Raw genomic sequence first — 25800 nt, 5'->3', positions numbered from 1 at the left:
ATTATTTTCCTTCAATGCTCAGCGCTTCGTTCACCAGCGCTTCTTGTTGGGCTTTGTGTTGGCTGGCCAGACCCGTCGCGGGCGAGGCCGAAGTAGCGCGGCCGACATAGCGGGGCCGTGTATGTTTTGCTTTAATCCGGGTCAAAACCCATTCGATGTTGGGTTCGATAAAGGACCAGGCACCCTGGTTCTTGGGCTCTTCCTGACACCAGACGATCTCGGCGCCCTTGAAACGCTCAAGCTCGTTGATCAGCGAGTGCGCCGGGAAAGGATAATATTGCTCGATCCGCATTAGATAGACGTCGTCGATGCCGCGCGCGTCCCGTTCTTCCAGCAAGTCATAGTAGACCTTGCCCGAACACAGAACGACTCGCTTGATCTTGTCATCCTTGACCAGCTTGGTGTCAGAATTGCCATGCTGCGCGTCATCCCACAGCACCCGATGGAAGCTGGAGCCGGTGGTGAAATCCGCAGCCGTGCTGACGGCCAGCTTGTGCCGCAACAGCGATTTCGGCGTCACCAGGATCAGCGGTTTGCGGAAGGTCCGGTGCAGCTGACGGCGCAAGATGTGGAAATAGTTCGCAGGCGTCGTACAGTTCGCCACGATCCAGTTGTCCTGACCACACATCTGCAGGAACCGTTCCAGACGCGCTGACGAGTGTTCGGGGCCTTGCCCTTCGAACCCGTGCGGCAGCAGCGTGACCAGACCAGACATGCGCAGCCATTTGCTTTCGCCCGAGCTGATGAACTGGTCGAACATGATCTGCGCGCCGTTGGCAAAGTCGCCAAACTGCGCTTCCCACAGGGTCAGCGCGTTGGGTTCTGCCAGCGAATAGCCATATTCGAACCCAAGCACCGCGTATTCCGACAGCATCGAGTCGATCACCTCGTACTGTGATTGACCGGCCCGGATGTTGTTCAGCGGATAGTACCGCTCTTCTGTTTCCTGATGGACAAAGCCAGAATGGCGTTGGCTGAACGTCCCGCGTGTCGCGTCTTGGCCAGACAGACGCACCGGATAGCCTTCGGTCAAAAGCGAGCCGAAGGCCAGCGCCTCACCTGTAGCCCAGTCAAAGCCTTTGCCATTGTCGAACATCTGCTTTTTGTGGTCCAAAAGACGGCCCACTGTTTTGTGCAAAGCAATATCCGCAGGAACATGGGTCAGGGCTGTGCCGACCTCGGCCATAGTTTCTGGCGTGATCGCGGTATCGCCCCTGACATATTCGTCTTTATTCTTGTCCAGATGTGACCAGCGCCCATCCAACCAGTCGGCCTTGTTGGGCTTATAGTCTTTCCCGGCTTCGAACTCGTCATTCAGCTGCGCCTGGAAGGCGGCTTTCATATCCTCGATCTCGCCTTCGGGGATCAGGCCGTCTTTGACCAGACGCTCGGTATACAGCGACAGGGTCGTCTTATGTGTCTTGATCTTCTTGTACATGATCGGGTTGGTGAACATGGGCTCGTCGCCCTCGTTGTGACCAAACCGGCGGTAGCAGAAGATGTCGATGACCACATCCTTGTGGAACTTCTGGCGGAACTCGGTCGCAACCTTGGCGGCATGAACCACGGCCTCAGGGTCGTCACCGTTCACGTGGAAGATCGGTGCCTCAACCATCAGCGCGATATCGGTGGGGTAGGGGCTGGAGCGGCTGAAATGCGGCGCAGTGGTGAACCCGATCTGGTTGTTCACTACGATATGCATGGTGCCGCCGGTTTTGTGACCGCGCAGACCCGACAGGCCAAACCCTTCGGCCACGACACCCTGACCAGCAAAGGCCGCGTCGCCATGCAGCAGGATGCCCATCACAGCGGTACGCTCGCTGTCTTTCAACTGGTCCTGCTTAGCGCGGACCTTGCCCAGAACGACGGGGTTCACCGCCTCAAGGTGCGAGGGGTTGGCCGTCAGCGACAGGTGAACGCTGTTGCCATCAAACTCGCGGTCGCTCGAGGCGCCGAGGTGGTATTTTACATCGCCTGAGCCATCCACATCCTCGGGCTTGAAGCTGCCACCCTGGAATTCGTTGAAGATCGCGCGATAGGGTTTGCGCATCACGTTGGCCAGAATGTTAAGACGGCCTCGGTGCGGCATCCCGATAACAATGTCACGCACACCCAGCGCGCCGCCGCGCTTGATGATCTGTTCCATCGCGGGGATCAGAGCCTCACCGCCGTCCAGGCCGAACCGCTTGGTGCCCATGTATTTGACGTGCAGGAATTTCTCGAAGCCCTCGGCCTCGACCATCTTGTTCAGGATCGCCTTGCGTCCTTCCTTGGTGAACGCGATTTCCTTGCCATAACCTTCGATCCGTTCCTTCAGCCAAGCAGCCTGTTCTGGATCCGAGATATGCATGTATTGCAGCGCAAAGGTGCCGCAATATGTGCGTTTCACGATATCAACGATCTGCCGCATAGAGGCCATCTGCAGGCCCAGCACGTTGTCGATAAAAATAGGCCGGTCCATGTCGGCCTCGGTAAAGCCATAGGTCTTTGGATCCAGCTCGGGGTGGTTTGTTGCGGCGCGCATCCCCAGCGGGTCGAGATCGGCGGCCAGATGGCCCCGAATCCGATAGGCCCGGATCAGCATCAAGGCCCGCAGGCTGTCCAGCACCGCGCGCTTGATCTGGTCTTCGCTGACCTCAACGCCCTTGGCCGCCGCCTTATCTTTGATCTTGTTGCCCGCCGCCTTGGCGTCAATCTCGGCCCACTCGCCCGTGAGCGCCCCGGTCAGGTCATCCGCCGGCATCGGCGGCCAGTCGGTGCGCGCCCAGGATGGCCCCTCGGCCTCGCGCTGCACATCCGGCGAGGCATCGCCCATGGCGCGAAAGAACTCGGCCCAGGCCGCATCAACCGCGTTCGGGTCGCGCGTGTATTGAGCGTAAAGCTGCTCCAGGTATTCGGCGTTGTGCCCCTGCATGAAGCTTGAGGCATGAAAGGCGGAGTTGGGCGAGTGCTCGGTCATTGGGTTACCTCATATGGGTTGGGACCGTATTTGTTGGTGCCTGGCTGGCTGGGGCGGGTCAGCCACCACAGCACCAGAAGCGGCGAGATCATCAGGATTAGAAGGGTGGGTATAACAATCAGTAAAGTCGCGCGGGTGAACAGGACATCCAGGTTGCCGCCATGCTGGAAGCTGGACGCCATGCCGATACCGAACACCAGCACCGCAACGGCCCCGGCCATCAGGAGCAGCGGAAACAGAGCATAAAGCCCGCTGCGTCCGGTATCATGCATTCGCCGCCATGCGACCGCGAGATGCGGGAAGAAGACGATTAGGCTGACAATGCTCTGCACCGGTTGACTCGATGTGGCAGCGACGGATTTCGTCGTTTCGGTCTCGGTCGTGGCGACTTGCGTGAAAAACTGAAGGTCGATGAAACCTGCGATGAGGCTCCAGATCACGATGAACAGGAAAAAGAACCAGTATTCAGGCCGCGAGGCGCGACCAGAGAACGTGAAGAACTTGGAGAAACAGGTGCGGATGGCATCGGAGAAGGTCATGGCGATTTAAACTCTTCCTCCTCTTTAGTTTACACCGGTGCAATCAAACGTAGTTTGACGACGTTCGAGCAACCAGTAGTAACGTCCCACTTGCACGTCTGAAACCAAACGCGCTTTTCCGTCAAACTGTGAACACCATAATTCGGCCGCTGCACGCATTTCGGCGTCGTCAACTCGAATGTTCAGATAGGTGAAAGCGATCTTGTCGTTCTCTAGTAAATCTGTTTCGGCACCATCGAGGCCTGGAATAGCTCGAACAACGAATTGATCCATTGGAACAATACCAGAGTTTTGGGATGCAACAGATGTTCCTAGAAAGGAGAGCAAAATTAAGAGACCCGCACGGTGGGCACCGCCGGGCATCGCCCAACCCGCCCCAAAGGGCGGGTGCTTCTTGCCCACCCCTTGGGCGGGCGCTGCCCTCAGTTCTGAGATCAGCGCCTGTTCCATTTTACCCAATCGCTTCCAGCACGGCCTCACCCAGCGTTGCCGGGCTTTCTGCCACGACGATACCGGCCGAGCGCATGGCTTCGATCTTGTCCTCGGCACCGCCTTTGCCGCCAGCGACGATCGCGCCCGCGTGGCCCATGCGGCGGCCCGGAGGGGCTGTGCGCCCAGCGATGAAACCGGCAACCGGCTTTTTGCGGCCCTTCTTGGCTTCATCCGCCAGGAACTGAGCGGCCTCTTCCTCGGCCGAGCCACCGATCTCACCGATCATGATGATCGAGTGGGTCTCGTCATCGGCCAGGAACCACTCCAGCACGTCGATATGTTCGGTGCCTTTGATCGGGTCGCCGCCGATGCCGACGCAGGTTGACTGGCCCAGACCCACGTCAGTGGTCTGTTTGACAGCCTCATAAGTGAGGGTACCGGAACGAGACACAACGCCGACCGAGCCGCGCTTGTGGATGTGGCCGGGCATGATGCCGATCTTGCAGGCATCCGGCGTGATGACACCGGGGCAGTTCGGGCCGATCAGGCGCGATTTGGAGCCTTCCAGCGCGCGCTTTACCTTCATCATGTCCAGAACCGGGATGCCTTCGGTGATGCAGACGATCACTTCCATCTCGGCGTCAATCGCTTCGAGGATCGAGTCAGCTGCGAAGGGCGGTGGCACATAGATCACCGAGGCATTGGCTTCGGTCACATGCTTGGCCTCGTGGACCGAGTTGAACACGGGCAGGTCAAGATGGGTCATCCCGCCTTTGCCGGGGGTCACGCCGCCGACCATCTTGGTGCCATAAGCAATGGCCTGTTCAGAGTGGAATGTGCCCTGCGAGCCGGTAAAGCCCTGACAGATCACTTTGGTATTTTCGTCGATGAGGACTGCCATCTGGCGTTCTCCTTTGTAGGGCGGGCCTCAGCCCACCGAAATCTTGGGAAAGATGGGCCGAAGCCCATCCAACGGGATGACATCAGCCTTTGACGGCCTTCACGATCTTCTCGGCACCGTCTTTCAGGTCGTCCGCTGCGATTACGTCCAGGCCAGAGGTGTTGATGATCTCTTTGCCCTTCTCAACGTTCGTGCCTTCCAGACGCACGACCAGGGGAACCTTGAGGCCGACCTCTTTCACCGCGGCGACTACGCCTTCGGCAATCACATCACAGCGCATGATGCCGCCGAAGATGTTGACCAGAATGCCTTTGACGTTCGGGTCCGAGGTGATGATCTTGAACGCCTCGGTCACTTTCTCTTTGGTGGCTCCGCCACCTACATCGAGGAAGTTGGCAGGCTCGGCACCATACAGTTTGATGATGTCCATGGTCGCCATCGCCAGACCGGCACCGTTCACCATGCACCCAATCTCACCATCCAGCGCGATGTAGTTCAGGTCGTATTTCGAGGCTTCGAGTTCTTTGGGGTCTTCCTCGGTCTCGTCGCGCAGTTCAGCGATGTCGGGGTGGCGGTAAACCGCGTTGCCGTCAAAGCCCAGCTTGGCGTCCAGCACCTTGAGGTCGCCGCCTTCGGCCACGATCAGCGGGTTGATCTCCAGCATCTCCATGTCCTTCTCGACGAAGGCTTGGTACAGCTGACCCATCAGCTTGACGCATTGCTTGACCTGCGCGCCTTGCAGACCCAGCGAGAAGGCGATGCGACGACCGTGATAGGCCTGATAGCCGGTCACAGGGTCCACCGAGAAGGACAGGATTTTCTCGGGCGTGGACTCGGCCACTTCTTCGATGTCCATGCCGCCTTCGGTCGAGCAGACAAAGGAAATGCGGCTGGTCTGGCGATCCACCAGCAGCGCCAGATACAACTCACGCTCGATGCCGGACCCGGCCTCGATATAAATGCGGTTGACCTGCTTGCCCGCGGGGCCGGTCTGATGTGTAACCAGCGTGCGGCCCAGCATCTTTTTGGCTTCTTCGGCGGCCTCTTCGACCGATTTGGTCAGACGGACACCGCCCTTTTCACCGGCGTCGGCCTCTTTGAACGAGCCCTTGCCGCGGCCACCTGCGTGGATTTGGGCTTTGACAACCCAAAGGGGGCCATCCAGTTCACCGGCTGCGGTTTTGGCTTCCTCGGCGCGCAGAACCGCGCGACCTTCGGAGACCGGAGCGCCATAGCTGCGAAGAAGAGCCTTGGCTTGGTATTCGTGAATATTCATCGAAATTGTCCCGTCTGACTACGATTAGATCGTTATAGGGGTGTCTAGGGGACAAGTTTAAAGGTTTTTTTGCCGCCGACGCGGTTTTTAGCAAAGATTTTCAGCATTTGTGATCACAGTATTTTCTGGTGTGATCACAAATTTTGTGGGCGGTGTATGTTGATTCGATATCTGGATACGCATGGCCATTGGTGCCAACAAATAAAGGATTTGCGACGTTTGCGCCAACATTGGCGACACGTCTAACATCAGCCTTGATTGCAAAAGAAAACCGGCCCAAAGAGGACCGGTTTTTTTGAATTTTGTGCTGTGGAAGGATCAGGCCAGAGAGCTGTCGATACCCTTGCACGCTTCGATCAGGCCCTTCACGGCGTTGACCGAGTTGTCGAAACCGGCTTGCTCTTCTTCGTTGAGCTTGATGTCGACAACACGCTCGATGCCGCCTGCGCCGATCACGGTGGGGACGCCGACATACATGCCATCTACGCCCAGCTCGCCATTGCAATAGGCGGCACAGGGCAGAACGCGCTTCTGGTCTTTCAGATAGGCTTCGGCCATTTCGATCGCCGAGGTGGCCGGAGCATAGAAGGCCGAGCCGGTCTTCAGCAGGCCAACGATTTCGGCACCGCCGTCACGGGTGCGCTGAACGATGGCGTCCAGTTTCTCCTGCGTGGTCCAGCCCATCTCGACCAGATCGGGCAGCGGGATACCGGCAACGGTCGAGTAGCGCACCGACGGCACCATGGTGTCGCCGTGGCCGCCCAGCACAAATGCGGTCACATCGCGCATCGAGACGTTGAATTCTTCCGACAGGAAATGGGCAAAACGGCCCGAGTCCAGAACGCCGGCCATGCCGCAGACCTTTTTGTGGGGCAGGCCCGAGAATTCGCGCAGCGCCCAGACCATTGCGTCCAGCGGGTTGGTGATGCAGATGACGAACGCATCAGGAGCATTGGCAGCGATGCCTTCACCCACGGATTTCATGACCTTCAGGTTGATGCCCAGCAGGTCGTCGCGGCTCATGCCCGGTTTGCGGGGTACACCGGCGGTCACAATGCAGACGTCCGCGCCTGCGATGTCTTCGTAGGACTGGGTGCCCTTCAGCTTGGCGTCGAACCCTTCGGAGGGGCCGGATTCTGCGATGTCCAGCGCCTTGCCTTCGGGGGTGCCTTCGGCGATGTCGAACAGGACGACGTCACCCAGTTCTTTCATTGCAGCGAGGTGGGCGAGCGTGCCGCCGATCTGACCTGCGCCGATCAGCGCGATCTTGGGTCTGGCCATGTGGAAAATCTCCGATGGGGTTAGAAATCGCGGTTGTGCTAGTCGGTAAAACGGATTTGTGCAAGGGTTGTGCTGCGTGGCATACAACCGCATACCGTATTTGTGCCGTCCGAGGGGCGCGATTCCTGAAGTATTCGGAAGACTAAATGTTCGAACTGGACCTGATGTTTTTTGCCGTGGCGATCCCGGCCGTGATCTTCGCCGGCATTTCCAAGGGCGGGTTCGGGTCGGGCGTGGCCTTCGCGTCTTCGTCGATTCTGGCGCTGATCCTGACGCCGGGACAGGCGCTTGCGCTGATGCTGCCGATCCTGATGGTGATCGACGTCGCCACGCTGAAACCCTATTGGAAACGCTGGAGCTGGCCGGATTCGCGCCTGCTGATCCTTGGCGCTGTGCCTGGTATCGCGCTGGGCGCGTGGCTGTATCGCGTGACAGATGACGATTTGCTGCGTCTGCTGATCGGGGGGATCTCGGTCGGGTTCGTGGTCTGGCATGTGGCGCAAAGCAAGGGCTGGATTCGCGGCTTTGCCAACCGGCTGCCACCCTCGGCCGGGCTGTTTGCGGGGCTGGTGGCTGGGTTCACCAGCTTTGTCAGCCACGCCGGCGGCCCGCCCGCAGCCGTATACCTGCTGTCGCAACGCCTGACGAAGACCGAGTTTCAGGCCAGCACCGTGCTGGTTTTCTGGGTCATCAACGCAGCGAAATTCGTGCCCTTCGCCTATTTGGGCCTGTTCACATGGCACACGGCGCTGGCGGATCTACTACTGACCCCTTTCGCCATTCTTGGCGCGTGGCTGGGCGTCCGGGCGCATTTCATGCTGTCAGAGCGCCTGTTCTTTGGCATCGCTTATGTCCTGCTGACCCTGACCGGCAGCAAACTGATCTGGGACGCGCTGACCTAGACGTTGGGCGGCAGCGCCTCGGCCATGTCCTCATAAGACTGACCGGACGCGATCAGACAGGTCATTCCGTCTGGCATCGTCACCGTGATCGTCCAACTACCGCTTGTGTCCGAGGCATAGACCTCCATCACCGCGCCTCGGCGCGCGATGCCGATGCCCTGACGGGTCTCGCCATAGGTTTCGGTCAACCGCTTGACCACGTCTTCGCGCGGGGCGCAGTTCCGGGCCTGTACCTGCTGGGCGGCCAGCACCATGATGCCCAGCCCCATCGTCATCTTGAACAGCGTCTTTTTCATCCGTGCACCCTTTCGATTCCATCTGCCCCAAAGGGTGCAGGCGAGGCACCGAAATCCGGTTAAGCCAACGCACGTTGCGTCGCTTATGCTGCAATGCGGCGATTTTGCTCTTGAACTTTCCGGCAAAAAATGCCCCATTCCGCGCAACTTTATTTCTTAAGGGAGAGGCCAATGGACCCCCGTCAGCGCCCCTATCGTTCTGTACTGTATATCCCCGGCTCGAAAGATCGGGCGCTGGACAAGGCGCGCACCCTGCCGGTCGACGCGATCATCTTTGATCTGGAAGATGCGGTTGCCGCGGATGAAAAAGAGAACGCGCGGGAAACGCTCAAGGCCGCTTTGGCCGCGGGCGGATACGGCGCGCGGGTCAAGATCGTGCGCATCAACGGGCTGGACACCAAATGGGGCCGTGCTGATGCCGAGGCCGTGCGGGACATGGATGCCGATGTGGTTCTGTTGCCTAAGGTGAACTCGGCCGCTGATGTAGACGCTCTGGCGGCGATCACCGGAGATATCCCGATCTGGGCGATGATGGAGACACCGCGCGGTATGCTGAACGCCGCCGAAATTGCCGCGCATCCGCTGATGGCGGGGTTTGTGATGGGCACCAACGATTTGGCCAAGGAATTGCAGACCCGTTTCCGTCCCGATCGCCTGCCGCTGATGACCTCGCTGGGCCTGTGTCTGCTGGCCGCCAAGGCCGAGGGCCTGATCATCGTGGACGGCGTTTATAACGCCTTCAAGGATGACGAGGGGCTAGCCGCAGAATGTACGCAGGGCCGCGATATGGGCTTTGACGGCAAGACGCTGATACACCCGGCTCAGGTCGAAATCACCAACGCGGCCTATGCGCCCTCGGATGCGGAAATCGACTTGGCCCAACGTCAGATCGCTGCTTTTGAAGAGGTCGAGGCGCAAGGGCAAGGCGTTGCTGTCGTGGATGGCAAAATTGTTGAGAACCTGCACGTTGCAACCGCCCGCGAAATTCTGGCAAAAGCAGAGGCGATTTCAGCTTTGCAAGCGGGGTAAGCCAGCATGGGCTTCGTTCTTCTGATCCTTGGTGTGGCGCTTTGGTGGGCCGCACATCTGTTAAAACGCGTCGCGCCTACGCAGCGCGAGGCCATGGGCAATGGCGGCAAAGGTGCGGTGGCACTGGCGCTGGTGGCGGCGATTTTGCTGATGATCTTCGGCTATCGCATGACCGATTTCATCTATGTCTGGGCGCCGCCCACATTCCTGATCCACGTCAACAACCTGCTGGTGCTGATCGCCATCTTCCTGATGAGCCCCGCACCCAAGAAAGGCCGCCTGCTGAACAAGCTGCGCCATCCGATGCTGGGCGGGTTCAAGCTGTGGGCCTTTGCGCATCTGCTGGTAAATGGCGATCTGGCCTCGATCATCCTGTTCGGCGGATTGCTGGCCTGGGCCGTGGTCGAAGTGATCGTGATCAACAAGTCCGAGCCTGACTGGACACCCGGTGAACCCGGAACCTACGGCAAAGACGCGATGTTCTTTGTGGCCTCGATCGTTCTGCTGGGTGTCATCGGTTATATTCACGGGCTGGTCGGCCCGTCTCCGTTCGGATCGTGAGGGGAATAAAATGGCAAAACTCTATCGTCTGCTGACGGAGGAGGACACCTCGGCCTTTTGCCACAAAGTGTCCGACGCTCTGGCCAAAGGGTGGGAGCTGTATGGTGACCCGTCCTATGCCTTTGACGCCGCAAACAACGTGATGCGCTGTGCGCAGGCTGTGACCAAAGAGGTCGCGGCCGACTATTCACCCGATATGAAACTGGGACAGCAATAATGGCAAAGACCAATCCGGGCCGCTTTTTCGAGGACTATTCCGTCGGGCAGGTGCTGCAACACGCGGTGCCGCGCACCGTTACCGATGGTGAGCGGGCGCTGTATCACGCGCTCTATCCTGCGCGTCATGCGCTCTATTCCTCGGACGAGTTTGCCCGGGCATCCGGCTTGCCACAAAGCCCGTTGGACGATCTGGCGGCGTTTCATGTGGTGTTCGGCAAGACAGTGCCGGATGTCTCTCTGAATGCAGTTGCCAATCTGGGCTATGCCGAGGGGCGCTGGCTGAAACCGGTTTATGCTGGCGACACTCTGCGGTCGGAATCCGAGGTGATCGGGGTCAAGCAGAACTCGAACGGCAAAACCGGGGTGGTTTATGTGCGCACCCGTGGCCTGAATCAGCGCGATGAGGCGGTCATGGAATATGTCCGCTGGGTGATGGTCCGCAAATCAGACCTGTCCGCCCCCGCACCCGACGCAGTGGTGCCCGAGTTGAAAAAGGCGTTGGAGCCAAGTGATCTGGTCATTCCGCAGGGTTTGAATTTCTCGAACTACGATTTTGCCCAAGCCTGTGAGGCGCATCGCTGGGGCGATTATGAGATCGGCGAAAAGATCGACCACGTGGACGGTGTCACAATAGAAGAGGCCGAGCATATGCTGGCCACCCGCCTTTGGCAGAACACCGCCAAAGTGCATTTCGACCTGACCTTCCGCCCGGAGGGACGCCTGATTTATGGCGGTCACGTGATCTCGATGGCGCGGGCATTGTCTTTCAATGGTCTGGCCAATGCGCAGATGGTGGTGGGCCTGAATGGCGGCGCGCACGCCAACCCGTGTTTTGCGGGTGATACGATCAAGGCGTGGTCCGAGGTTCTGGACAAGGCCGAAACCGGCGTGCCCGGCGTGGGGGCGATCCGTCTACGCTTGGTCGCAACAAAGTGCGGCGAACCCTTCCTGCTGAAAAACGAAGACGGGCGCTATATGCCCAATGTGTTGCTTGATCTGGACTACTGGGCATTGATGCCTGTTTGATACCTACCCACATTCATGTGATCGCAGCCCGCGTCATTCGTGCTAGGCTGCGGTCATGCGCGCGTTCCGATCTATAGCTTTGAGTTTTTGCCTGGCTTCACCCGCCATGGCCTGCGATCTTGCGCTGGCGTTGGCAGTGGATGTCTCTGGATCGGTTGATTCCTCGGAATACCGTATTCAGATGGACGGGTTGGCTGCAGGTTTGCGCGATCCCATCGTGTCTGAAGCACTGGTGCGTGGTCAGGCCCGCTTGATGCTTGTGCAATGGACAGGCGCCTCGCGGCAGAAGATCACAATCCCCTGGACCAATATCGACAGTTTCGAAACGCTGGATCTGTTTGCAGATCAGGTGGCTGCTGACCCGCGCGTCTGGCGTAATTTCTCGACCGCAATAGGCGAGGCCCTGGAAATGACGCTGTCGAGTTTTGACGAAGTCGCCACCTGCAAAAGGCATCTTATCGATATCTCGGGTGATGGAACCTCTAACGAAGGGGTTGAGCCTAGCGAGATACATGAAGTTTTGCGTAGCCAAGGTGTAACAGTGAACGCGATTGCGATCGAAGAAAGCGAACCAGACCTGACCGCCTACTTCTTTGAAAACGTGATCGTGGGCGAAGGGGCCTTTGTGGTCTCGGCTGCGGGGTTTGAAGATTACCCCGAACGTATTCGCAAGAAATTGTTGCGGGAAGTGACGCAGCAAACCGCAGGTCTGGACTGAGTGAATGCAGATTCGGAAGTCGCGGCGCTAACACTCGATGGACTTGAATTCATTTGTGATCACGTCATTATTTTGTGTGATCACAATTCTCAAATATGCGTCATTTTGCTCCAATATTAGGCTTTTTTGCATCTGCAGCACGTGACAGAGTCGCAAAAAACAGTAAAACGTTCGGTAGCCAACCGAAAAGGAGCCGCCATGGCCGATGTTAACCGGGGCAATCGCCCGTTATCGCCGCATCTGTCGATCTATCGCCCGCAGTTGACCTCGGTCACCTCTATTCTGACCCGTATCACCGGGAACGCGATGATCGTGGCGGCCTTGCTGATCGTATGGTGGTTTCTGGCCGCCGCATCCTCGCCCGAAGCATACGAGCGTGCGAATTGGTGGCTGACATCGGTTTTGGGTGATCTTGTGATGGCTCTGTCCCTGTGGGGGTTGTGGTACCACACGCTGGCAGGTGCTCGGCACCTGATCTGGGACAACGCGAAGGGGCTGGAGTTGCAGGTCGCGGAGAAGCTGGGTTGGGCGGTTGTCATCGGGTCGGTTGTCCTGACCCTGCTGACCCTGATCATCGTTGCGTAAAGGAGGCCAGACATGCGTTATCTGACAGACCGCAAACGCGCCAGTGGCCTTGGATCGGCCAAGGCAGGCACAGCTCATTTCTGGCGGATGAAGGTCAGCTCGGTGGCATTGCTGATCCTTGTTCCGCTGTTCATCTTCACCTTTGGTCCCATGCTGGGGCAGCCTTATGATGTGGTGCTGGACTACTATTCGCGCCCGTTCCCGGCAATTGTTGCGGCACTGACGCTTGTGATCGGCATGAAACACTTCGCCGAAGGGGCGCAGGTGATGCTTGAGGATTATACCCACGGCACGACCGAGAAGGTCCTGATCATCCTGACCACCTGCTTGTCCTACGGCGCGGCTGCGGCGGGCCTATTCGCCATCGCCCGCATTGCCCTCTAATTCCCGGAGCTGAAAGAAATGGCTGCATACGAATACGAAACGCACGAATATGACGTGGTCGTTGTCGGCGCCGGTGGGGCGGGTCTGCGGGCCACCCTGGGCATGGCCGAACAAGGGTTGCGCACCGCCTGTGTAACCAAGGTTTTTCCGACCCGCTCGCATACAGTGGCGGCGCAGGGCGGCATTGCCGCGTCACTGTCGAATATGGGTCCGGACCACTGGCAGTGGCACATGTACGACACCGTCAAAGGCTCGGACTGGCTGGGCGATACTGACGCAATGGAATACCTCGCGCGTGAGGCGCCCAAGGCCGTGTACGAGCTGGAGCACTACGGTGTGCCTTTCAGCCGGACCGAGGAAGGTAAGATCTATCAGCGCCCGTTCGGTGGCCACACCACCGAATTTGGCGAAGGCCCTGCAGTGCAGCGCACCTGTGCGGCTGCTGACCGGACCGGCCACGCGATCCTGCATACTCTGTACGGGCAATCGCTGAAGAACAACGCCGAGTTCTACATCGAATACTTCGCCATCGACCTGATCATGTCCGACGATGGGCAGTGTCAGGGCGTCGTCTGCTGGAAGCTGGACGACGGCACGATGCATGTTTTCAATGCCAAGATGGTTGTGCTGGCGACCGGCGGTTACGGTCGCGCCTATTTCAGCGCAACTTCGGCCCATACCTGCACCGGCGACGGCGGCGGCATGGTGGCCCGTGCAGGCCTGGCCTTGCAGGATATGGAGTTCGTGCAGTTCCACCCCACCGGCATCTACGGTTCGGGCTGCTTGATCACCGAAGGCGCGCGAGGAGAGGGCGGATACCTGACCAACTCGGAAGGCGAGCGGTTTATGGAGCGCTATGCGCCCCAGTACAAAGACCTGGCGCCCCGTGACTATGTAAGCCGTTCGATGACGATGGAAATCCGCGAAGGCCGTGGCCACGGTGACAATGGCGACCATATCCACCTGAACCTCAGCCACCTGCCTGCCGAGGCGCTGGCCGAGCGTTTGCCGGGCATTTCAGAATCTGCGCGCGTCTTTGCGGGCGTGGATGTCACCAAGGAACCGATCCCGGTTCTGCCGACGGTTCACTACAACATGGGCGGTATCCCCACAAACTATTGGGGCGAGGTTCTGAACCCCACCGCCGATAACCCAACCGCCGTGGTTCCCGGCCTGATGGCTGTGGGCGAGGCCGGTTGTGCCTCAGTTCATGGGGCAAACCGCTTGGGCTCGAACTCTTTGATCGACCTTGTGGTCTTTGGCCGCGCGGCCGCGATCCGGGCCGGTAAGGTTGTAGATGCCGAGGCTGCGAATCCGGTGCTGAATCAGGCGTCGGTCGATAAGGCTTTTGACCGGTTCGATGCGGCACGCAACGCCAATGGTTCGATTCCGACCGCCGACCTGCGGCTTGAGATGCAGAAAACCATGCAGGCTGACGCGGCAGTATTCCGTACCGCCAAGACCATGGCCGAAGGCGTCGAAAAGATGACGGCCATTGCGGCTAAGATGGATGATCTGAAAGTCACCGACCGCTCGTTGGTGTGGAATAGCGACCTGATGGAGACGCTGGAACTGGGCAACCTGATGCCGAGCGCATTGGCAACGATCGTCGGAGCCGAAGCGCGTAAGGAATCTCGTGGTGCCCATGCCCATGAGGATTTTGCCGAGCGCGATGATGAGAACTGGCGTGTTCACACCGTCAGCCGGGTCGAGGGTAATAAGGTTGAGCTCAGCTATCGTCCTGTGATTGCGGACCCGCTGACGACCGAAGCCGAAGGCGGAATCAGCCTCAAGAAAATCGCACCGAAGGCGCGGACTTTCTGACGCATTTGTTTAAAAACCACAAAAAAGCCACCCATAAGCTGGGTGGCTTTTTTATGAGACAGTCTCCCTATGTGAGTTCTGCAAGAGCTTGCTTCAACTGACCAGAAATATGGGCTGGTTGACGGGCAACAGCGAATTGCAAGCAGGCTCGGCGTTTTTCGTTCAGTTCGTCTTTTGACATTTCCATCACCCGCATCATCGTCCGGATCAATCCGCGCGGGTTTTGCGCCGGATACAACAGGTCATGACAGGCTTCGGGGGTCGTGTGTTTGTGTGGATCAATGTCCGGGCCAATGATCGGAAGCCCGAAGGTTTGGGCCAGCATGGCAGTTCCCGACGTAAACGTGTTCATTGATGGCAAGGTGTAGACATGCGATTGCGAGAAAATCGTGGGAATTTCGTCGTCCGGAACACGGTCGGAAATCACGGTCACATTCGGATTCACCTGCATTCGACGCATTAGCCTGCGTCCCGAGCGAAAGACTTTCCCGACCACCGATAGCTCGAACGAATGTCCGCGATTGGTCAATTTGCGGGCGACTTCATGCAGCTTGTCCAGGTCACGATTTCCACGCATTGCACCAAAAGCCAGGAATCGGATCGGTTGGTTTGCGGGCGCTGACCGGTTAAGCGTGACCTCTGTCGGCTCATAGACGCCAAGGTAACTTGGATGGGGAATCAATCGAATCTTCTCTGAATCTGCACCATATTCCGAGATCATGTGACGCGCCGCGTGGGGTGTATGCACATGAATCAGGTCAGACATCTGAGTCAGTTGCTGGCGAATCTGCCGAAAATTGTCGGTAAGCTCGGCCTGCGAATGCGCTGCCTGGTTGTGGATGGTCCAAATCAGACGCCCGCCGTTTTCCCGGTAGCGCTCTAGCCCTCGTTTGACTTCATGAAAAAGCGGACTTGTGTCATCGGATTCGACGATACGGAACAGGCGGTCATCCCAATGAAGATGAATAATCCTGTGTGCTGCTCTGAAATCGGGGTTTGCGAATTGCGCAAACGAAACCTCGCGTGGGGCGGACAAAGTGAATTCGGGGCTGCAAGCCGAATACATCATATCCTGATAAGGGTTCTTCGTGCCGTATGGGAAATTGGCGACTTTGGTCTGCATTTAGGGTCCCGGATGCTGCTCATCATTTGCGGGGTCTTGCCTGATTGCTAAATCCCGGTGCATAGGCGAATTTGCCTAATTTTATTGGGTGTTTTCAAGGCTAAATGGTTGGCTTTCAGCGGTTCTGAGTGTATCAATGCGCAGGAATTTAGCGAGGTCGGAAATGGTACAGCTCACCCTGCCAAAGAATTCCCGGATCACAACCGGAAAAACCTGGCCCAAGCCGGATGGCGCAACCAACGTGCGCAAGTTTCAGATCTATCGCTGGAACCCGGATGATGGTCAGAATCCTAGGGTTGATACCTATTTCGTTGATATGGACAACTGTGGTCCAATGGTTTTGGACGCGCTGATCAAGATCAAGAACGAGATTGACCCAACCCTGACTTTCCGCCGGTCCTGCCGCGAAGGCATTTGCGGATCCTGCGCGATGAACATCGACGGGATCAACACGTTGGCCTGTATCTATGGCATGGATGAGATCAAGGGCGATGTTAAGATTTACCCGCTGCCGCATATGCCGGTCGTCAAGGACCTGATACCGGACCTGACGCATTTCTATGCTCAGCATGCCTCGATCATGCCATGGCTGGAAACCAAGACCAACCGCCCTGCGAAAGAGTGGAAGCAGTCCATCGAAGATCGCAAAAAGTTGGATGGTCTGTATGAGTGCGTGATGTGCGCAAGCTGCTCGACCTCGTGCCCCAGCTATTGGTGGAATGGCGATCGCTACCTTGGGCCCGCAGCATTGTTGCACGCCTATCGCTGGATCATCGACAGCCGCGATGAGGCCACGGGTGAACGTCTGGACGAGTTGGAAGATCCCTTCAAACTGTATCGTTGCCACACGATCATGAACTGCGCCAAGACTTGCCCCAAGGGTCTGAACCCGGCCAAGGCGATTGCCGAAATCAAAAAGATGATGGTCGAACGGGCAGTTTGATCACAGTTTCAAAAAATGACAAACCCTGGGATGGAAACCTCCCGGGGTTTTTCGTGTCATGCGGGTATTGAAATATCGGAGTACCTCAATGACTAGAATGCTGACAAAGGTTTTTCCCCTCGTTGCGCTTGCGGTTGTGTCCGCATGCAGCGGATCAAGTGGCAGCCGGGCGGACCTTGTTTTCAAACAGGTGGATTGCGCAAATCAAGCCGGGATTGAAGGCCAATTCACCACTCAGATTGTCTGAAAGGATGGCAAACACACCGAGGTGTTTGTTCCGGGCAGCGGGGTTAGCGAAGCGCAGGCCGCCCAAGCGAATGCCTGTGTCACCGCGTAAATCAAATGACCCGCAAGGTTGGCAAAACCATATGCCAGCCTTGCATGCAAATGAGGAATGGCGAGACTGCAAAAAGATGAGGTGACCCCCGCAGCTTGACAGCCTATTTTCCGCACAGGGAGGAGTGATGGAACCGGAATGGGATCGCTCCGATGCAAGTGCAAGAATCTGAAAACAAATCGAACGCAGCTGAGGCGCTGGCGCTTTTGGAACAGGCGTGGGCTTACTACATGCCTGAACCCACCGAAACTGCAGAGCTGCGCGAACCTGAGCTTTTTGAATACGCGAACGCGGCTTGATGCGATGGGCGGAATGGGCAATGGATAGCCATGCCTGTTCTGTTGCTTTTACTTGCCGCCGGTGTTTTCGCCTACCTTTATTGGCGGTCCAGAACGACGTCCCTGTCGCGCGATTGCCGGTGGCGTCAACATCGAAAGGAAGGCATCTGGGTCTGCGCGTTTTGCGGCGCCCAGCATGAGGGTAAAGACGCGCCGAACATATGTCTTAGAGAGCGCTAAACAAGCAGGGCAGTTTCGCCCTGCTTGAATCTATGCTGCGGGAAAGGCTGCGTGCAGAGCGATCTCGACCATATCGCCAAAGCTGCTTTCACGCTCGGAAGAGGGCAGAGCCTCTCCGGTCAGCAAGTGGTCCGAGACGGTGAGAACGGCCAGTGCCCTGCATTGATGGCGGGCGGCCAGAATATACAACTCGGCAGCTTCCATTTCGACGCCCAAGATACCATGACGCACCATCTGTTCATTCAAGTCGGGGCGCTCATCATAAAAAACGTCGGACGAGTAAATGCCCCCTACAAGGGTCGGCGTACCCTTCGCGGCTGCAGCCGTCGCGGCGGCTTGCAACAGGTCCCAATCCGCACACGGGGCAAAATTCAGCTCTTTCATGATCCCGCGGGACGGCGTGCTAAGCGTGGTCGATGTCATCGCAAGGATCACGTCGCGGATATTGACCTTATCCTGCATGCCGCCGCATGAACCGATGCGGATCAGGGTCTTGGCTCCATAATCGCGGATCAGCTCGTTCACGTAGATCGAGAGCGATGGCATACCCATCCCGCTGCCCTGAATGGTTACGCGGTTGCCCTTCCACGTCCCGGTGAACCCCAACATGCCGCGCACATTGTTGACTTGTTTTACGTCGTCCAGAAACGTTTCGGCCGCCCATTTTGCCCGGTATGGGTCGCCGGGCAAAAGAACCGTTTCTGCAATTTCGCCTTTTTCGGCACCAATATGAATTGTCATGTCAAAGTTAATTCCTATCAGATTTCCAAATCGGCTATATCCGCTCCGGAATTGAGCGCGTCATGAACCCATTGCGGTTTGCGTCCGCGTCCAGACCACGTTTGAGTTGGCTCAGATGGGTTGCGATATTTGGCATTTGCTTTTGGTTTACTGCCCGATCCGATGCCGCCATCCGACAATTCAGACAAGGAAAAGCCGAATTCTGCCGCAGCTTTTTCTGCAGCTTTCAAAGCCTCTTGCCGTTCGCGTTTTTCTGCTTTTATTAATGCCTTATCTAACTGTCCGCGCAGGTCAATCAGCTCTTTGCGCGACATTTTTTCAAGGTTAATCGCCATTCGTGTTCTCCCAGCCCAAGTTTTATTACGGCGTTTTCAAAGCAATGCCGTAAATCCAACAACGGGCGATATCTATCCCAATTTACCATGGAATAGATATTGAAAAAGAACAGGTAATGCGACTGTTATTGAGCGGCAATGTTTTGAGGGTCAACCAGCGTAACAATATCCCCCATTATTGCGTTCAGCTCAAAGTTCTTGGGGGTATAGATCTGCGCGACGCCCATTGCTCTCAGCTTTTCCGCATCATCTTCGGGGATGATCCCGCCGACAATTACCGGAACGTCTAAGCCGGCGGTATTCAGGCGCGCCATGACATCCTGCACCAGAGGAATATGGCTGCCCGACAAGATTGAAAGGCCAATCACATGAGCCTGATCTTCCATCGCCGCGGTCACAATTTCTTCGGGTGTCAGACGGATGCCTTCATAGCTGATGTCCATACCGCAATCGCGGGCGCGGAAAGCGATCTGTTCCGCGCCGTTTGAATGGCCGTCCAACCCTGGCTTGCCGACCAGAAACTTCAGACGACGACCAAGCTTGTCGCTGACCGCATCCACAGCGGCGCGCAGGTCTTCCAAACCTTCGGTTTTGTTCGATACCGACCCGGACACACCGGTCGGCCCACGATAGGTGCCATAAACCTTGCGCATTTCTTCGGCCCATTCGCCAGTGGTGACACCGGCCTTGGCAGCTGCGATCGAAGGCTCCATGACGTTCGCACCTGTCTGCGCCGCTTCGCGCAATGACGCCAACGCCGCGGTAACGGCCGCGTCATCGCGCTCGGAGCGCCATTCGTTGAGACGGCTGATCTGCTCTTGCTCGACCGCTGGATCGACAACCATGATGCCGCCGTCTTCGGTCTGCAGCGGTGAGGGTTCACCTTCGGTCCACTTGTTCACGCCGACGACAACGGTTTCATTACGTTCGATGCGATTCAGGCGCTCGGCGTTCGAGTCCACCAGACGGGACTTCATGTATTCGATCGAAGCGACAGCACCACCCATCGAATCCAGATTTGCCAACTCGGCGCGCGCGCCTGCTTTCAGTTCTTCGACCTTAGCGTCGACAGCGGGGTTGCCGTCGAACAGATCGCCGTATTCCAGAAGATCGGTCTCATAGGCCAGAATCTGCTGCATCCGCATCGACCATTGCTGATCCCATGGGCGGGGCAGACCCAGCGCCTCGTTCCAGGCAGGCAACTGAACCGCGCGGGCGCGGGCCTTTTTCGACAGAGTCACGGCCAACATCTCGATCAGGATGCGATAGACGTTGTTTTCTGGTTGTTGCTCGGTCAAGCCGAGCGAGTTCACCTGCACGCCGTAGCGGAAGCGGCGGAACTTGGGATCTTCGACCCCGTAACGGTCTTTCAGAATCTCGTCCCAAAGATCCACGAAGGCGCGCATCTTGCACATCTCGGTGACAAAACGGATGCCCGCGTTCACAAAAAACGAAATCCGACCGCAGAGCGCGGGGAAATCTTCGGCCGGTACGCGCGGGCGCAGCTCGTCCAGAACAGCGATTGCTGTTGCAAGGGCATAGGCCAGCTCTTGTTCAGGTGTCGCGCCAGCTTCTTGCAAGTGATAGGAACACACGTTCATCGGGTTCCATTTTGGCACGTTGGTATAGCAGTACTCGGCCACATCCGCGATCATCTTCAGCGACGGTTTCGGCGGGCACACGTAAGTGCCGCGGCTCAGATATTCCTTGATCAGATCGTTCTGAACCGTGCCTTGCAGCTTGGAGACATCCGCGCCTTGTTCTTCGGCCACGGCGATATAAAGCGCCAGCAACCATGGTGCCGTTGCGTTGATGGTCATCGAGGTATTCATCTGTTCCAGCGGAATTTGGTCGAACAGAACTCGCATGTCGCCCAAGTGACTGATAGGAACGCCGACTTTCCCGACCTCGCCCCGAGCCAACGTATGGTCGCTGTCATAACCAGTTTGAGTGGGCAAATCGAAGGCCACTGACAGCCCGGTTTGACCCTTTGCCAGATTGCCGCGATACAATGTGTTCGACGCCTTTGCGGTGGAATGACCGGCGTAGGTTCGGATGAGCCAGGGGCGATCTTTCTGCGTCTGCGTCATGGCGGGCCTCGTGTCCTTGGTGGGCAATAAAATTACTTTGAAGGCTTCTAAAGCGCAATTTTCGGGATATGTCAATTCGCTGCGATGCGGCATATGCAGTTCTTGTGATTGTAGGACGCAACGTTTGCTGTCAGGGTGCGCGCATGACTGAGACCGTGGAGCTTCCGCTTTGGCTGTTTTTGCTGATCCTGGTGTTTGCCGCGGTCACATTTGCTTCGCATTTTCTGTTTCCGTCCGTGCGATGGTTCTTTCGTCGTCGCCTTGAACGTGCGGTTAAGCGCCTGAATACGCGGCTGCAGCGCCCGATTCAGCCTTTCAAGCTGGCCGAGCGGCACGACATGATCCAGCGCCTGATTTACGACCCCCAAGTGGGACAAGCGGTTCAGGATCATGCACATGAAACCGGCGTCCCCGAAGCGGTGGCTTTCGAAACCGCCCGCCGTTACGCGCGTGAGATCGTGCCATCTTTCTCGGCGGTGGCGTATTTCAGTTTTGCAATTCGGGTCGCCCGCATGCTGAGCAATGCGTTCTACGATGTGCGCCTCAGCTATCAGGATGACGAGGCGATAAAAAACATCGACCACGACGCAACCGTTGTGTTTGTGATGAACCATCGCAGCAACATGGATTACGTTTTGGTCACGTATCTGGCCGCGCAGCACTCGGCGTTGTCCTATGCGGTGGGCGAGTGGGCGCGTGTCTGGCCGCTCAGCCGCCTGATCCGGGCCATGGGCGCTTACTTTATCCGCCGCAGATCGGGCAGCGAGCTCTACCGGCAGGTCCTGGCCTGTTATGTGCGTCACGCGACCGAAGCAGGGGTAACGCAGGCTATGTTCCCTGAAGGGGGGCTAAGCCTAAGTGGTGCTCTGGGGCGCCCTAAGCTGGGTCTTCTAAAGTATATTCTGGATGGAACCAAACCGGATGGACGAGATGTGGTCTTTGTGCCTGTCGCGCTGAATTACGACCGGGTTCTTGAAGATACGATCCTGACCAAGGCTGCACTGGGGAATGAAAGGCGTTTTCGCGCCCGTATTGGGGTGATCACGGGTTGGATTCTCAAGCAGATCGGTCGCCGTTTGATCGGGCGGTACACTCGGTTCGGACTCGCGTCGGTGCGGTATGGGAAACCGATCTCGTTGCGGGAGTTTCGTACCGAGCATGAGCGGGACGTTATGACAGATCTGGCGCGTGCCCTGATGGGCCGTATTAAAGATGCTATCCCGCTTGTCCCTCTGCCGGCGATCTGCAAACTGATCCAGGAACGTGGTGAATTGCTGGAAGATGACGTCCGACGTATTGTTTCGGATTCCATGCGACGCGACGGAACTTCGGCAGATCCAGATGACACTGTGATAACCCAAGCTCTGGACCAACTCGTGCAGAGGCGGATCCTGAAGCAGGTGGATGGAAAAATATCCCAATCTGGTCAACGGGTTGACCTGTTGAACTACTACGCGGCCTCTGCGCGGGAAGATATCGAGTTTGGGGATGCTGCGTCAGCAAAAGAAATTTCTGCACCCGCTGGGTCATAAAATTACAAAATAGGTTCAAATTCTATTGCAATATTGCTCAGGTCCAAATATCTCATCTGGTAACGCAGGCGATTCTGCATCGCGGCGAAGGGTTAGATAAAAGGAGGCCAACATGGCTCTGGACACCGAAAGCGGTATCGCGTCCTACGACGCGCCGGAAAAAGACCTCTATGAGATGGGTGAAATCCCTCCGATGGGATTTGTACCTAAGAAAATGTATGCGTGGGCGATCCGTAAGGAACGCCATGGCGAGCCGGACACGGCCATGCAGCTGGAAGTGGTCGATGTGCCCAAGCTGGACAGCCACGAGGTGCTGGTTCTGGTGATGGCGGCAGGTGTGAATTATAACGGCGTTTGGGCGTCGCTGGGCAAACCGATCAGCCCGTTTGACGGTCACGGTCAACCGTTCCATATCGCGGGTTCGGATGCTTCGGGCATCGTCTGGGCCGTGGGCGACAAAGTGCGCCGCTGGAAAGTGGGTGATGAGGTCGTGATCCATTGCAATCAGGATGACGGCGACGACGAAGCCTGCAATGGCGGCGATCCGATGTACTCCGACAGCCAGCGTATCTGGGGCTATGAGACACCGGACGGGTCTTTTGCCCAGTTCACCAATGTCCAAGCGCAGCAGTTGATGCCGCGCCCCAAGCACCTGACCTGGGAAGAAAGCGCCTGCTATACGCTGACACTGGCCACCGCCTACCGGATGCTTTTCGGTCACGAGCCGCATGACCTGAAACCCGGTCAGAACGTTTTGGTTTGGGGCGCTTCGGGTGGTCTGGGGTCTTATGCGATCCAGTTGATCAATACGGCGGGCGCAAATGCGATCGGTGTGATCTCGGATGAAAGCAAGCGTGATTTCGTGATGGGTCTGGGCGCAAAGGGCGTTCTGAACCGCAAAGATTTCAACTGCTGGGGTCAGCTGCCTACCGTAAACACGCCGGAATATGCCGAGTGGTTCAAAGAGGCCCGCAAATTCGGCAAGGCCATCTGGGACATCACCGGCAAGGGTGTGAATGTCGACATGGTGTTCGAACACCCCGGCGAAAGCACTTTCCCTGTCTCGACCTTCGTGGTGAAAAAGGGCGGTATGGTCGTCATCTGTGCTGGCACCACCGGATACAACCTGACCTTCGACGTGCGTTATATGTGGATGCACCAGAAGCGTCTTCAGGGTTCGCACTTTGCACATCTGAAGCAGGCATCGGCGGCAAACCAGCTGATGGTCGAGCGTCGTCTGGACCCCTGCATGTCTGAAGTCTTTGCGTGGAACGAGCTGCCCGAAGCCCACATGAAAATGATGCGCAACGAGCATAAGCCCGGCAACATGTCGGTTCTGGTTCAGGCACCGCGCACCGGAATGCGCACCCTCGAAGAGGTTCTGGACGCACGCGGGTAACCGGCCTGCTTCCTAGAAATTGCGCCCGCGAATCGTTAATTCGGTTCGCGGGTGCGCTGCGTTTTGGGCGCGGGTGATCGTTTTCAACGACTTGCAAAACCCGATCCCGCTATTTTTGGGGAGTAGAAACCAGTGAATAGTCGCAAAAACACTGCACATGTTATGGTTGTGTTAACCCTTCGTTAACCGTTTCGGAGCGACTCTAGATGGCGAAAAATGAGTGGATACTGGACGTTTTGTCGGATCTCAACGCATTCGCCGTTGAGAACGGTTTGACCGCGCTTGCCGAGCAGTTGGATGACACCAAGCTGATCGCAGCGGCTGAGATTGCGTCCTTGAAGGATGAGGCTCGGACGCCCGCGAATGGGAACAACACCGGATATGGCTCAGGTCCTGGAGGACTTGGAAAACACCAGCGCGCTTGATGAACTAAGCGATGTTGCCGTCAGGTTGCGCGACCGGCTACAGGTTGAACATCTTATATATCATTGGGTTGACGGGGCAGGTGACCAATACGGTTATACCACCTATCCCGACGCCTGGGCAGAACGATACCGCGAGCGGAATTACCACCGTATTGATCCGGTAATTCTGGGCTGTTTCCAACGCTTTCACCCGGTGGATTGGAAGTCCTTGGACTGGTCGGGCAAGGTGGCGAAGAGTTTTCTTCAGGATGCGCTCGAACACGGGGTGGGCAATCAGGGCTATTCTATCCCGATTCGAGGTCCTAATGGTCAGTTTGCCTTGTTCACCGTTAACCATTCCTGCGACGATAACAGCTGGAAAAGATTTATTGATGCGCATGGGCGCGAGCTGATTTTGATTGCTCATTATTTCAATCGCAAAGCGCTGGAATTTGAGACCGACCGCCAACCAGACGCGCCGCGTGGATTGTCACCCCGCGAGGTGGACGCCATGACCCTACTTGCGCGGGGCTACAGTCGCGCACAGGTGGCGCATTCTCTGTCGATCTCTGAGCATACACTGAGGGTTTATATCGAAAGTGCCCGTGCCAAACTTGGGGCACAGAACACGACCCATGCGATCGCAACAGCGTTAAGCCGGGGATTAATAGTGGTTTAACGGCCGCGCGCACCTCGAACGGTAAATTAACCACGACTTCGTACCCCCTTCGTTCCTGCACAGGACGACAAGGGGAAATGTCATGTTGCGCTATTTGTTTGCCGACGAACTTAACAAGTTTCCGGAGCTCGCCGACGGAATGTTCCGCGACCGAGCCGATCAGTTCAAAACCCGACTGGGTTGGGACGTATATGTCAATGAAAGGGGGGAAGAGCGGGATCAATATGATGATCTGAACCCGCTCTATGTTATCTGGGAAGAAGAAGACGGCAGTCATGGCGGCTCGATGCGTGTGTTGCCGACAACCGGGCGCGTCATGGTAAACGAAGTCTTCGGACATTTGACCGGAGGTGAGCCGATCCACAGTCCATTGATCTGGGAAGTAACGCGGTTTTGCCTGTCGCGCACCGCTAGCCCGCATACCGCCGGTGCTATCATGCTGAGCGGGGGCGAAATCATGGAAGGGTTCGGCCTGACCCACATCGCCGGCGTGTTTGATGCACGAATGATCAGGATTTACCGGCTGATCGGGTCGTCTCCGGTGGTGTTGGGGTCGCAAGGAACGGGGCGTAATCAGATTTCGGTAGGGCTGTGGCCTTATTCTTCTGACGATTGCAACCGTGTGGCCGAACGGGCCGGTATCCCGCGTGAACTGTCGCGTCTTTGGTTCAAGACCGCTTTCGGAACCGCGCGGCAGCATCGGTTTGCTCTGTCGGCATAACTTGCGGAAAAGCGGAAACCGCATCTGGTGATAGCTGGCGCGGCCT

Annotated in this window: 27 protein-coding genes; 16 read left to right on the top strand and 11 right to left on the bottom strand. The window is 57.2% G+C overall.

Annotated features, from left to right (window positions below; translation table 11 throughout):
* Position 1 precedes the first annotated feature (1 nt).
* From GOW48_RS04785 to mdh, 6 genes are all read right to left on the bottom strand, one after another.
* Positions 2-2959, bottom strand: coding sequence for a 2-oxoglutarate dehydrogenase E1 component (locus GOW48_RS04785; RefSeq protein WP_170751805.1), 2958 nt, complete (start codon positions 2957-2959; stop codon positions 2-4).
* Complete coding sequence (locus tag GOW48_RS04780) at positions 2956-3498, bottom strand: DUF805 domain-containing protein (RefSeq protein ID WP_170751803.1); 543 nt, start codon at positions 3496-3498, stop codon at positions 2956-2958. The genes GOW48_RS04785 and GOW48_RS04780 overlap by 4 nt, the downstream gene beginning before the upstream one ends.
* 24 nt (positions 3499-3522) lie before the next feature.
* Positions 3523-3948 carry a hypothetical protein gene (locus GOW48_RS04775; protein ID WP_170751801.1) on the bottom strand — a complete coding sequence of 142 codons (426 nt, stop codon included), beginning with the start codon at positions 3946-3948 and terminating at the stop codon, positions 3523-3525.
* 1 nt (position 3949) lies between these two features.
* On the bottom strand, positions 3950-4831 hold the full coding sequence (sucD, locus tag GOW48_RS04770) for a succinate--CoA ligase subunit alpha (RefSeq protein ID WP_170353524.1): 882 nt from the start codon (positions 4829-4831) through the stop codon (positions 3950-3952).
* 82 nt (positions 4832-4913) lie between these two features.
* Complete coding sequence (gene sucC / locus GOW48_RS04765) at positions 4914-6107, bottom strand: ADP-forming succinate--CoA ligase subunit beta (protein WP_170751799.1); 1194 nt, start codon at positions 6105-6107, stop codon at positions 4914-4916.
* 318 nt (positions 6108-6425) lie between these two features.
* Entirely contained in the window at positions 6426-7388 is a 963-nt protein-coding gene (gene mdh / locus GOW48_RS04760; RefSeq protein WP_170751797.1) for a malate dehydrogenase, read from the bottom strand.
* Between the two features lie 146 nt (positions 7389-7534).
* Here mdh and GOW48_RS04755 point away from each other — a divergent pair, with 146 nt between their 5' ends.
* A complete protein-coding gene (locus tag GOW48_RS04755; RefSeq protein ID WP_170751795.1) occupies positions 7535-8290 on the top strand; it encodes a sulfite exporter TauE/SafE family protein in 756 nt (251 codons plus the stop codon).
* Here GOW48_RS04755 and GOW48_RS04750 read toward each other — a convergent pair.
* Positions 8287-8586: a hypothetical protein gene (locus GOW48_RS04750; protein ID WP_170353520.1), complete on the bottom strand. Its 300-nt coding sequence runs from the start codon at positions 8584-8586 to the stop codon at positions 8287-8289. The genes GOW48_RS04755 and GOW48_RS04750 overlap by 4 nt on opposite strands.
* A gap of 171 nt (positions 8587-8757) precedes the next feature.
* Between GOW48_RS04750 and GOW48_RS04745 the strand changes: the two genes are divergently transcribed.
* The 8 genes from GOW48_RS04745 to sdhA all read left to right on the top strand — a co-directional run bounded on the left by GOW48_RS04745 (position 8758) and on the right by sdhA (position 14932).
* On the top strand, positions 8758-9615 hold the full coding sequence (locus GOW48_RS04745; protein ID WP_170751793.1) for an HpcH/HpaI aldolase/citrate lyase family protein: 858 nt from the start codon (positions 8758-8760) through the stop codon (positions 9613-9615).
* A 6-nt stretch (positions 9616-9621) separates the two neighbouring features.
* Positions 9622-10176, top strand: coding sequence for an NnrU family protein (locus GOW48_RS04740; RefSeq protein WP_170751791.1), 555 nt, complete (start codon positions 9622-9624; stop codon positions 10174-10176).
* Between the two features lie 10 nt (positions 10177-10186).
* Positions 10187-10393 carry a DUF1737 domain-containing protein gene (locus GOW48_RS04735; protein WP_170751789.1) on the top strand — a complete coding sequence of 69 codons (207 nt, stop codon included), beginning with the start codon at positions 10187-10189 and terminating at the stop codon, positions 10391-10393.
* Positions 10393-11421, top strand: coding sequence for a MaoC family dehydratase (locus tag GOW48_RS04730; RefSeq protein WP_170751787.1), 1029 nt, complete (start codon positions 10393-10395; stop codon positions 11419-11421). The genes GOW48_RS04735 and GOW48_RS04730 overlap by 1 nt, the downstream gene beginning before the upstream one ends.
* A 55-nt stretch (positions 11422-11476) precedes the next feature.
* The gene (locus GOW48_RS04725; protein ID WP_170353515.1) at positions 11477-12139 is read left to right on the top strand and encodes a DUF1194 domain-containing protein; all 663 of its coding nucleotides are present in this window, start codon (positions 11477-11479) and stop codon (positions 12137-12139) included.
* 198 nt (positions 12140-12337) lie between these two features.
* Entirely contained in the window at positions 12338-12724 is a 387-nt protein-coding gene (sdhC, locus tag GOW48_RS04720; protein ID WP_170751785.1) for a succinate dehydrogenase, cytochrome b556 subunit, read from the top strand.
* Between the two features lie 12 nt (positions 12725-12736).
* A complete protein-coding gene (gene sdhD / locus GOW48_RS04715; RefSeq protein WP_170353513.1) occupies positions 12737-13108 on the top strand; it encodes a succinate dehydrogenase, hydrophobic membrane anchor protein in 372 nt (123 codons plus the stop codon).
* Positions 13109-13126: 18 nt separating this feature from the next.
* Positions 13127-14932, top strand: coding sequence for a succinate dehydrogenase flavoprotein subunit (sdhA, locus tag GOW48_RS04710; protein WP_170353512.1), 1806 nt, complete (start codon positions 13127-13129; stop codon positions 14930-14932).
* 67 nt (positions 14933-14999) lie between these two features.
* Here sdhA and GOW48_RS04705 read toward each other — a convergent pair whose 3' ends face one another.
* The gene (locus GOW48_RS04705) at positions 15000-16055 is read right to left on the bottom strand and encodes a glycosyltransferase family 4 protein (RefSeq protein ID WP_170751783.1); all 1056 of its coding nucleotides are present in this window, start codon (positions 16053-16055) and stop codon (positions 15000-15002) included.
* A 163-nt stretch (positions 16056-16218) separates the two neighbouring features.
* On the opposite strand from GOW48_RS04705, the gene GOW48_RS04700 reads away from it, so the two are divergent.
* Complete coding sequence (locus GOW48_RS04700) at positions 16219-16998, top strand: succinate dehydrogenase iron-sulfur subunit (protein ID WP_170751781.1); 780 nt, start codon at positions 16219-16221, stop codon at positions 16996-16998.
* 489 nt (positions 16999-17487) lie between these two features.
* Complete coding sequence (locus tag GOW48_RS04695; RefSeq protein ID WP_170751779.1) at positions 17488-17634, top strand: hypothetical protein; 147 nt, start codon at positions 17488-17490, stop codon at positions 17632-17634.
* 249 nt (positions 17635-17883) lie between these two features.
* Here the strand turns inward: GOW48_RS04695 and deoD are convergent, their stop codons facing one another.
* The 3 genes from deoD to GOW48_RS04680 form a co-directional block, all read right to left on the bottom strand.
* Positions 17884-18594 (bottom strand): purine-nucleoside phosphorylase, encoded by a 711-nt coding sequence (gene deoD, locus GOW48_RS04690; RefSeq protein WP_170751777.1) that lies wholly within the window; start codon positions 18592-18594, stop codon positions 17884-17886.
* A 17-nt stretch (positions 18595-18611) separates the two neighbouring features.
* Complete coding sequence (locus GOW48_RS04685) at positions 18612-18929, bottom strand: H-NS histone family protein (protein ID WP_170353506.1); 318 nt, start codon at positions 18927-18929, stop codon at positions 18612-18614.
* A 125-nt stretch (positions 18930-19054) separates the two neighbouring features.
* On the bottom strand, positions 19055-21019 hold the full coding sequence (locus tag GOW48_RS04680) for a protein meaA (protein ID WP_170751775.1): 1965 nt from the start codon (positions 21017-21019) through the stop codon (positions 19055-19057).
* A 143-nt stretch (positions 21020-21162) separates the two neighbouring features.
* Here GOW48_RS04680 and GOW48_RS04675 point away from each other — a divergent pair, with 143 nt between their 5' ends.
* The 5 genes from GOW48_RS04675 to GOW48_RS04655 all read left to right on the top strand — a co-directional run bounded on the left by GOW48_RS04675 (position 21163) and on the right by GOW48_RS04655 (position 25754).
* A complete protein-coding gene (locus tag GOW48_RS04675; protein WP_170751773.1) occupies positions 21163-22551 on the top strand; it encodes a 1-acyl-sn-glycerol-3-phosphate acyltransferase in 1389 nt (462 codons plus the stop codon).
* Between the two features lie 112 nt (positions 22552-22663).
* Entirely contained in the window at positions 22664-23950 is a 1287-nt protein-coding gene (ccrA, locus tag GOW48_RS04670; protein ID WP_170751771.1) for a crotonyl-CoA carboxylase/reductase, read from the top strand.
* Positions 23951-24156: 206 nt separating this feature from the next.
* Entirely contained in the window at positions 24157-24375 is a 219-nt protein-coding gene (locus tag GOW48_RS04665) for a hypothetical protein (protein WP_170751400.1), read from the top strand.
* A complete protein-coding gene (locus tag GOW48_RS04660) occupies positions 24314-25033 on the top strand; it encodes a helix-turn-helix transcriptional regulator (RefSeq protein ID WP_170751769.1) in 720 nt (239 codons plus the stop codon). The genes GOW48_RS04665 and GOW48_RS04660 overlap by 62 nt, the downstream gene beginning before the upstream one ends.
* Positions 25034-25115: 82 nt before the next feature.
* Positions 25116-25754 carry an acyl-homoserine-lactone synthase gene (locus tag GOW48_RS04655; protein ID WP_170751767.1) on the top strand — a complete coding sequence of 213 codons (639 nt, stop codon included), beginning with the start codon at positions 25116-25118 and terminating at the stop codon, positions 25752-25754.
* The last annotated feature ends 46 nt before the right edge of the window (positions 25755-25800 follow it).

Origin of the sequence: Ruegeria lacuscaerulensis, assembly GCF_013033355.1 — a bacterium.
Lineage (GTDB): Bacteria > Pseudomonadota > Alphaproteobacteria > Rhodobacterales > Rhodobacteraceae > Ruegeria > Ruegeria lacuscaerulensis_A.
Note: the sequence above shows the minus strand (reverse complement) of the source record. Positions and strands in the feature narration are given on the sequence as shown.

Excerpts from the sequence above, each read along its gene's own strand:
- GOW48_RS04785 (WP_170751805.1), bottom strand. The coding sequence starts at position 2,959 with ATGACCGAGCACTCGCCCAACTCCGCCTTTCATGCCTCAAGCTTCATG.
- GOW48_RS04780 (WP_170751803.1), bottom strand. The coding sequence starts at position 3,498 with ATGACCTTCTCCGATGCCATCCGCACCTGTTTCTCCAAGTTCTTCACG.
- GOW48_RS04775 (WP_170751801.1), bottom strand. The coding sequence starts at position 3,948 with ATGGAACAGGCGCTGATCTCAGAACTGAGGGCAGCGCCCGCCCAAGGG.
- sucD (WP_170353524.1), bottom strand. The coding sequence starts at position 4,831 with ATGGCAGTCCTCATCGACGAAAATACCAAAGTGATCTGTCAGGGCTTT.
- sucC (WP_170751799.1), bottom strand. The coding sequence starts at position 6,107 with ATGAATATTCACGAATACCAAGCCAAGGCTCTTCTTCGCAGCTATGGC.
- mdh (WP_170751797.1), bottom strand. The coding sequence starts at position 7,388 with ATGGCCAGACCCAAGATCGCGCTGATCGGCGCAGGTCAGATCGGCGGC.
- GOW48_RS04755 (WP_170751795.1), top strand. The coding sequence starts at position 7,535 with ATGTTCGAACTGGACCTGATGTTTTTTGCCGTGGCGATCCCGGCCGTG.
- GOW48_RS04750 (WP_170353520.1), bottom strand. The coding sequence starts at position 8,586 with ATGAAAAAGACGCTGTTCAAGATGACGATGGGGCTGGGCATCATGGTG.
- GOW48_RS04745 (WP_170751793.1), top strand. The coding sequence starts at position 8,758 with ATGGACCCCCGTCAGCGCCCCTATCGTTCTGTACTGTATATCCCCGGC.
- GOW48_RS04740 (WP_170751791.1), top strand. The coding sequence starts at position 9,622 with ATGGGCTTCGTTCTTCTGATCCTTGGTGTGGCGCTTTGGTGGGCCGCA.
- GOW48_RS04735 (WP_170751789.1), top strand. The coding sequence starts at position 10,187 with ATGGCAAAACTCTATCGTCTGCTGACGGAGGAGGACACCTCGGCCTTT.
- GOW48_RS04730 (WP_170751787.1), top strand. The coding sequence starts at position 10,393 with ATGGCAAAGACCAATCCGGGCCGCTTTTTCGAGGACTATTCCGTCGGG.
- GOW48_RS04725 (WP_170353515.1), top strand. The coding sequence starts at position 11,477 with ATGCGCGCGTTCCGATCTATAGCTTTGAGTTTTTGCCTGGCTTCACCC.
- sdhC (WP_170751785.1), top strand. The coding sequence starts at position 12,338 with ATGGCCGATGTTAACCGGGGCAATCGCCCGTTATCGCCGCATCTGTCG.
- sdhD (WP_170353513.1), top strand. The coding sequence starts at position 12,737 with ATGCGTTATCTGACAGACCGCAAACGCGCCAGTGGCCTTGGATCGGCC.
- sdhA (WP_170353512.1), top strand. The coding sequence starts at position 13,127 with ATGGCTGCATACGAATACGAAACGCACGAATATGACGTGGTCGTTGTC.
- GOW48_RS04705 (WP_170751783.1), bottom strand. The coding sequence starts at position 16,055 with ATGCAGACCAAAGTCGCCAATTTCCCATACGGCACGAAGAACCCTTAT.
- GOW48_RS04700 (WP_170751781.1), top strand. The coding sequence starts at position 16,219 with ATGGTACAGCTCACCCTGCCAAAGAATTCCCGGATCACAACCGGAAAA.
- GOW48_RS04695 (WP_170751779.1), top strand. The coding sequence starts at position 17,488 with ATGCAAGTGCAAGAATCTGAAAACAAATCGAACGCAGCTGAGGCGCTG.
- deoD (WP_170751777.1), bottom strand. The coding sequence starts at position 18,594 with ATGACAATTCATATTGGTGCCGAAAAAGGCGAAATTGCAGAAACGGTT.
- GOW48_RS04685 (WP_170353506.1), bottom strand. The coding sequence starts at position 18,929 with ATGGCGATTAACCTTGAAAAAATGTCGCGCAAAGAGCTGATTGACCTG.
- GOW48_RS04680 (WP_170751775.1), bottom strand. The coding sequence starts at position 21,019 with ATGACGCAGACGCAGAAAGATCGCCCCTGGCTCATCCGAACCTACGCC.
- GOW48_RS04675 (WP_170751773.1), top strand. The coding sequence starts at position 21,163 with ATGACTGAGACCGTGGAGCTTCCGCTTTGGCTGTTTTTGCTGATCCTG.
- ccrA (WP_170751771.1), top strand. The coding sequence starts at position 22,664 with ATGGCTCTGGACACCGAAAGCGGTATCGCGTCCTACGACGCGCCGGAA.
- GOW48_RS04665 (WP_170751400.1), top strand. The coding sequence starts at position 24,157 with ATGGCGAAAAATGAGTGGATACTGGACGTTTTGTCGGATCTCAACGCA.
- GOW48_RS04660 (WP_170751769.1), top strand. The coding sequence starts at position 24,314 with ATGGGAACAACACCGGATATGGCTCAGGTCCTGGAGGACTTGGAAAAC.
- GOW48_RS04655 (WP_170751767.1), top strand. The coding sequence starts at position 25,116 with ATGTTGCGCTATTTGTTTGCCGACGAACTTAACAAGTTTCCGGAGCTC.